Source organism: Frankia sp. AgKG'84/4 (assembly GCF_023242965.2).
In the GTDB taxonomy this organism is placed as follows: domain Bacteria; phylum Actinomycetota; class Actinomycetes; order Frankiales; family Frankiaceae; genus Frankia.
Window position 1 is genome coordinate 1 of the sequence record NZ_JALKFU020000712.1, and the last position, 546, is coordinate 546.

The window sequence follows — 546 nt, forward strand, 5'->3', positions numbered from 1 at the left end:
TCACTTGCCTATTTATTAATAATGATTTGGAGGGAAAATCATGAGTCAGCAAAACAAACCGAATTCTTATGGAAGCTACGGGTACACAGCGCCCTATTACCCTTATGCAAATGTTAATCCTGCCCAGCGCAATGAGCAGCAGCAGTACGGGCAATATCCTACAGGCTTCCCTGGAGGCCCTGCAGGGTATCCGCAGGCCCAGGTTCCGCAGAGCATGCAGGCCGCACCTGGATCGCAAGCTGCACCTCCAGGTTCCCAGGCGGGAGCGGGAATGCTCCCTGCCGAAGAGTCATACATTGAGAATATCCTGCGCCTTAATAAAGGTAAATTGGCAACCGTTTATTGCACGTTTGAAGGCAGCAGAGAATGGAATTCCAAGGTTTTCAAAGGAATCATTGAAGCAGCCGGCCGGGACCATCTGATTTTGAGCGATCCACAAACCGGCATGCGTTTCCTGCTTACTATGGTCTCTGTTGATTATGTTACTTTTGATGAAGAGATCGAATATGAATACCCATATGCCGGAGGAGGCGGCCTTGCTGCTTA

1 protein-coding gene is annotated in these 546 nt (G+C 49.5%); it reads left to right on the forward strand.

Features of this window, described 5'->3' with window-relative positions; genetic code table 11:
* Positions 1-40: 40 nt before the first annotated feature.
* Positions 41-546: spore coat protein GerQ (gene gerQ / locus MXD58_RS31820; protein WP_250610054.1), on the forward strand; the 506-nt coding region annotated here is incomplete at its 3' end.